The organism is Enterobacter sp. SECR19-1250, assembly GCF_013391025.1.
Taxonomy (GTDB): Bacteria; Pseudomonadota; Gammaproteobacteria; order Enterobacterales; family Enterobacteriaceae; genus Enterobacter; species Enterobacter cloacae.
The window spans coordinates 30,830-36,533 of record NZ_JACASJ010000047.1 but is presented as its reverse complement, the minus strand read 5'-3'; the positions used below and the strand labels follow the sequence as shown (position 1 = coordinate 36,533).

The following is a 5,704-nucleotide window of genomic DNA, read 5'->3' as shown; positions in this document are numbered from 1 at the left end:
TTAATCAGCGAGTCAGCTTGGGAAGAAATGACCTGCTTATTCGCACCTTCCCTAATACAAAAGGCTGATATTTATCCGCCGCAACTATAATTCCTGCGGTAAATGTCACAAAAAAAAGATGCAACCGAACGTGTTAAGCAGGTAAGCGTGATAACAAGCGAGCCTGTGTGGGTATGAAATTTAAGTTAGCGTAATTAATAATAGCGCCCATTATTCCGTATTTTTTGAATTCCTTACATTCCCACCTATTGCACAACTGAATTTATCGCTCTATTATTAGGACAACAAACCACCCCCCATTATAAGTTTGAGATTACTACAATGAGCGAAGCACTTAAAATTCTGAACAACATCCGTACTCTTCGTGCGCAGGCAAGAGAATGCACCCTGGAAACGCTTGAAGAAATGCTGGAAAAATTAGAAGTTGTAGTTAATGAACGTCGCGAAGAAGAAAGCGCTGCTGCTGCTGAAATCGAAGAGCGTACGCGTAAACTGCAGCAATATCGTGAAATGCTGATTGCTGATGGTATCGATCCAAATGAATTGCTGAACAGCATGGCTGCAGCGAAGACCGGTACTAAAGCAAAACGCGCTGCTCGTCCTGCTAAATATAGCTATGTAGACGAGAACGGCGAAACTAAAACCTGGACTGGCCAGGGTCGTACACCTGCTGTTATCAAAAAAGCCATGGATGAGCAAGGTAAACAGCTGGACGACTTCCTGATCAAGGATTAATCCTAACGTATTCAGAAAAATCCCGCTTAATGCGGGATTTTTTTTATCCTCAATTCCTGCAAACATCCCCTTACATACCGTCATATTGGGACATCGTACTATTTAGCGTTCCTTACAGACCGGCGTGGTTACCCTGAGTTATGGGCATAAAAAAACCGGTGGGCATCGCCTCACCGGTCTTGATCATTTGCAGCCGGGGTTATTTTTTAATACCCACGCTCTCTTTCAGCCAGGCTTTAAATTCTTCACCCAGTGAGTTGTGGCGGATGCCATATTCTACGAACGCCTGCATATAACCGAGTTTATTACCGCAGTCATGGCTCTTACCTTTCATATGGTAGGCTTCAACGGTCTCTTTCTCGATCAGCATATCGATGGCATCGGTCAGCTGGATCTCATCTCCTGCTCCTGGAGGCGTTTTCGCCAGCAGTGGCCAGATTTCAGCACTCAGGACATAGCGACCTACTACCGCCAGATTAGACGGCGCTACGTCGGCTTTAGGCTTCTCTACGACGCCTACCATTGGCACGCTTTCACCGGGTTCAAGATTAACGCCTTTACAGTCAACAACACCGTAAGCCGTCACGTCTTCAACAGGTTCAACCATAATCTGGCTGCTGCCCGTTTCGTCAAAGCGCTTGATCATCTCAGCAAGGTTATCCTGAGAGAGATCGGATTCATATTCGTCCAGAATGACGTCTGGCAGAATGACCGCAACAGGTTCATTACCCACAACAGGATATGCACAAAGTACCGCGTGGCCCAGACCTTTCGCCAGCCCCTGACGCACCTGCATAATGGTAACGTGCGGAGGGCAAATAGACTGAACTTCTTCTAACAGCTGACGCTTAACGCGTTTTTCCAGCATGGCTTCGAGTTCGAAACTGGTATCGAAATGGTTTTCGATAGAGTTTTTAGATGAATGTGTAACCAGCACAATTTCAGTGATGCCAGCCGCGATACATTCGTTTACGACATACTGAATTAATGGCTTATCAACCAGTGGCAACATCTCTTTAGGAATTGCCTTAGTTGCTGGTAACATCCTGGTCCCCAATCCCGCTACCGGGATGACGGCCTTTCTGACTTTCGAATTTAGGGCAGCCATTCAAATTCTCCTGAGCTGTTCAAGTTTTGAACTTTTATGCATTAAATAACGCGTTGAGTATATCAGCCTCATCACACAGTCCGGGTCTGAAAAGAACGCGTTGCCGATCAATTAGGATAAATACGCATGAATCTGGGCAGCGATAGTAGCACTCCCCACAAAACACAGGTAAGGCAATCTTAAAATTAAGATCCAACTGCTTATTCCGTGGACAACATTAACCGCAACCGTCCGCCGGCACCCCAAATTTGGCACTGCCAGGAAGAACAGCGATGGCTAATTTGATTAAGATAAGCCGTACCCAATGTCCCCAGCGGCACACCGTTGCTAACCTGAATATGATGTTCCCCGGTATTCAGAGAGGCGTTCAGACCCGCTGAAACGAGGATAAGATTTTTCAATCCACTATGGTAATAGCCAACCAGCAATGGAAATTGTCCTGGTAAATTGGCCTGGCGAAAAAGCTGGTTAACCTGTTTAAGTAAACTGCCTAACTCCGGAAGTCGTTGCCCCTGATGCGATAACTGTTCCTGCAACAGCCCGTTAAATAGCGCACGAAGTAATAACGCTGCTAATACACCATTATCCCCTGCACGGGTAACATCCAGGGAATAAAACGCAAGATCGGAATCCGATAATGGCGCAATATCCAGCACCAGACCGGGCTGATCCGCGGCTACAAGCTGGCGATAATTTATTCGACAGTGTGAAAAGGTCTGTTGTACCGGCGGCTGAAGTTCCTGCAATAGCTTGGCCGCGGCAGGCGGATTACTGACTAAAGCATCCCAGTCCTGGAAAAGGCGCTCTTCTTCCTCGACACGGGAATTAAACATATTCGGATAAAGGCAGGCCAATACCGTTTCACGCAAACGGTTCAGATCTTTTACTGGTTTCAGCAGAATATCCTGCACCCCCAGACGTAATGCTTTGGCAATATCCGCCATATTTTCCGTCGCGGAGATCACCAGTATGGGCGTCTGGTTGCCCTCATTACGCAGATGTTCAACCAACTTCAGGCCATTCATCCGCGGCATTGCGATATCACAGATCATCAGATCGGGCGTGATACTGACCATTTTTTCCAGGGCATCAACACCATCTTCAGCCAGGGCAGTGGTTGCCCCCAGCGAGGATAACCACGAATCCAGTAGCGATCGGAAAACGGGCTCGTCTTCAACAATCAAAATGTGTTTTCCGGCCAATGGCTGCGTCATGGTTCCTCCCCTGGCTGACAGTTACTAAATAGTGGCATGCTATCGGCACTATCGCCTGTCAGATTTTGCTGAAGTAGTCAAAAAAAGGTGCTCAACGTGCGGTTCGCACAAATGGCAATAATTCGTCCATTTTCTTTTCGACGGCTAAAGAGCCCGCTGCGATGGCGGCCTCAGCCCGATGGAAATCAAGGGTAGAGATTTGTGGACAATAGGGTTGAATCAGAATATCCGGTGGGTCGCCCGCCATACGGTTACGTTTCAGGCGGTTTTCCAGCACCTGGATTGAGGTGGTCATAATCTCCATTGCCGTGGGTGCAGCGACCGAGCGGCGCGCGGCTATCCGACCAATTCGCCCGCGTAAGCGCTCATGCCAGGCCAGTTTTTCCGCCTCGGCATCTTCGCTTTGCAAATTGACCGGCATGAGGTCTTGCTGCATCAGGTGAGCGTCGTGTTGTAAATCGACCGCGATCACGATGTCAGCCCCCATTGCGCGCGTCAAAGAGATTGGCACGGGGTTAACGACACCGCCATCAACAAGCCAGTACCCATTATGCGGGACAGGAGCCATAAGGCCCGGCATACTGCAGGAGGCGCGAACGGCAAGGTGGATGTCCCCTTCGGTCAGCCACAGCTCACGTCCCGTACTGAGATTCGTCGCCACGGCACCAAATGGCAGCTGACAATCGCTGAAGTCCTGAAGAGGCATAATCTGACGGAACTGGTTAAAGACGCGTTCACCGCGAAGCAACCCACCGCGCTGCCACGAAAGGTCCATCAGGCGCAGCACGTCCCAGTAACTGAAGGATCGCACCCACGCTTCAAGTTCAGGCAATTTGCCGCACGCATAGGCGGAACCTACCAGCGATCCAATCGAACATCCTGCAACAATATCGACATCGACGCCCATCTGGTTTAAGGCATTTATCACGCCGATGTGTGACCATCCGCGGGCTGCACCTGAGCCCAGCGCCAGTCCAATTTTAACCTTTCTCATTAGCCCTGTTTTACTTCCCCTGGATTCCCGACATAGCGTCAACGCAACAGCTCAGTTAACATGGTGCTACCCGAAGCGTTTTACGCCCTTAATTTTTTGTTCCAGGAAGAGAATCGTGTCTCAACTCTGCCCCTGTGGTAGCGCTCTGGAGTATAGCCTATGTTGCCAGCGATATCTTTCTGGCGATCAGGTTGCACCAGACCCATCACACCTTATGCGTTCACGGTATACCGCTTTTGTGATCAAAGACGCAGACTACCTGATTAAAACCTGGCACCCCTCATGCCAGGCCGCCAGTTTCAAACAGGAGATCGAAGCCGGGTTCGCCAATACCCAGTGGCTCGGTCTTACCGTTTATGAATCTGCACCCGGTAGTCACGAAAATGAAGGTTACGTCAGCTTTGTTGCCCGGTTTACTGAACACAATAAACCGGGTGCCATTATCGAGCGTTCCCGGTTCTTAAAGGAAAGCGGGCAATGGTATTATATTGACGGAACGCGCCCGCAGTTTGGTCGTAACGATCCCTGCCCTTGTGGTTCTGGTAAAAAATTTAAAAAGTGTTGCGGGCAGTAACGCCCGACAACCGAGACTTCGCAAATACTCAAACAGGATTTCCCGGCGATGCAATCACTACAACGTAAAGTTCTGCGCACCATCTGTCCCGATCAAAAAGGGCTGATCGCACGAATTACCAACATCTGTTACAAACATGAATTGAATATCGTGCAGAACAACGAATTCGTTGACCACCGTACCGGTCGTTTCTTCATGCGTACCGAACTGGAAGGTATTTTCAACGACACCACTCTGCTTGCCGATCTGGACAGCGCGCTGCCGGAAGGTTCCGTACGCGAGCTGACACCAGCAGGCCGTCGTCGCATCGTGATTCTGGTGACCAAAGAAGCCCACTGCCTGGGCGATTTGCTGATGAAAGCAAACTACGGCGGTCTGGATGTCGAAATCGCCGCCGTTATCGGTAACCACGAGACGCTGCGTACGCTGGTAGAGCGTTTTGATATTCCGTTCGAGCTGGTGAGCCATGAAGGCCATACGCGTGAAGAGCACGACAACCTGATGGCAGAGGCTATTGAAGCGCACAACCCGGACTACGTTGTCCTGGCGAAATACATGCGCGTGCTGACACCCTCCTTCGTGGCGCGTTTCCCGAACAAAATTATCAACATTCACCACTCCTTCCTGCCCGCCTTTATTGGCGCACGCCCCTACCATCAAGCCTATGAACGCGGCGTGAAGATCATCGGCGCAACGGCGCATTACGTGAATGACAATCTGGATGAAGGCCCAATCATCATGCAGGACGTGATTCATGTGGATCACACCTACACGGCGGAAGACATGATGCGTGCCGGGCGCGATGTTGAGAAGAACGTTCTGAGCCGCGCACTCTATCAGGTGCTGGCGCAGCGCGTATTCGTTTACGGTAACAGAACGATCATTCTTTAATCGACAGTGAAATGAATTGGTTAGCTTTACAGCTTTGCGGGTAAAAATCAGGCAACTAGTTTATTTTTCTTGTGGTAACGCTTTACAGGGACGTGTCATTTGATATGATGCGCCCCGCTTCCAGCAGGAAGCAGGCCAGTACAAGCATTACCCCGTGGTGGGGTTCCCGAGCGGCCAAAGGGAGCAGA

Annotated in this window: 6 protein-coding genes; 3 read left to right on the top strand and 3 right to left on the bottom strand. The window is 49.8% G+C overall.

Annotated elements, in window-relative coordinates; translation table 11 throughout:
- Positions 1 to 321: 321 nt before the first annotated feature.
- A complete protein-coding gene (hns, locus tag HX884_RS13745) occupies positions 322 to 735 on the top strand; it encodes a histone-like nucleoid-structuring protein H-NS (protein ID WP_008502781.1) in 414 nt (137 codons plus the stop codon).
- Positions 736 to 934: 199 nt separating this feature from the next.
- On the opposite strand, the gene galU is transcribed toward hns, so the two are convergent.
- The 3 genes from galU to rssA form a co-directional block, all read right to left on the bottom strand.
- Positions 935 to 1,843: a UTP--glucose-1-phosphate uridylyltransferase GalU gene (gene galU / locus HX884_RS13740; RefSeq protein WP_029883446.1), complete on the bottom strand. Its 909-nt coding sequence runs from the start codon at positions 1,841 to 1,843 to the stop codon at positions 935 to 937.
- Positions 1,844 to 2,043: 200 nt separating this feature from the next.
- On the bottom strand, positions 2,044 to 3,057 hold the full coding sequence (gene rssB, locus HX884_RS13735) for a two-component system response regulator RssB (RefSeq protein WP_013096265.1): 1,014 nt from the start codon (positions 3,055 to 3,057) through the stop codon (positions 2,044 to 2,046).
- Between the two features lie 91 nt (positions 3,058 to 3,148).
- The gene (gene rssA, locus HX884_RS13730; protein WP_013096264.1) at positions 3,149 to 4,051 is read right to left on the bottom strand and encodes a patatin-like phospholipase RssA; all 903 of its coding nucleotides are present in this window, start codon (positions 4,049 to 4,051) and stop codon (positions 3,149 to 3,151) included.
- 115 nt (positions 4,052 to 4,166) lie between these two features.
- Here rssA and HX884_RS13725 point away from each other — a divergent pair, with 115 nt between their 5' ends.
- Both HX884_RS13725 and purU read left to right on the top strand, forming a co-directional pair.
- Positions 4,167 to 4,625: a YchJ family protein gene (locus HX884_RS13725; RefSeq protein WP_029883447.1), complete on the top strand. Its 459-nt coding sequence runs from the start codon at positions 4,167 to 4,169 to the stop codon at positions 4,623 to 4,625.
- A 48-nt stretch (positions 4,626 to 4,673) separates the two neighbouring features.
- Positions 4,674 to 5,516 carry a formyltetrahydrofolate deformylase gene (gene purU, locus HX884_RS13720; RefSeq protein WP_013096262.1) on the top strand — a complete coding sequence of 281 codons (843 nt, stop codon included), beginning with the start codon at positions 4,674 to 4,676 and terminating at the stop codon, positions 5,514 to 5,516.
- Positions 5,517 to 5,704: the final 188 nt, after the last annotated feature.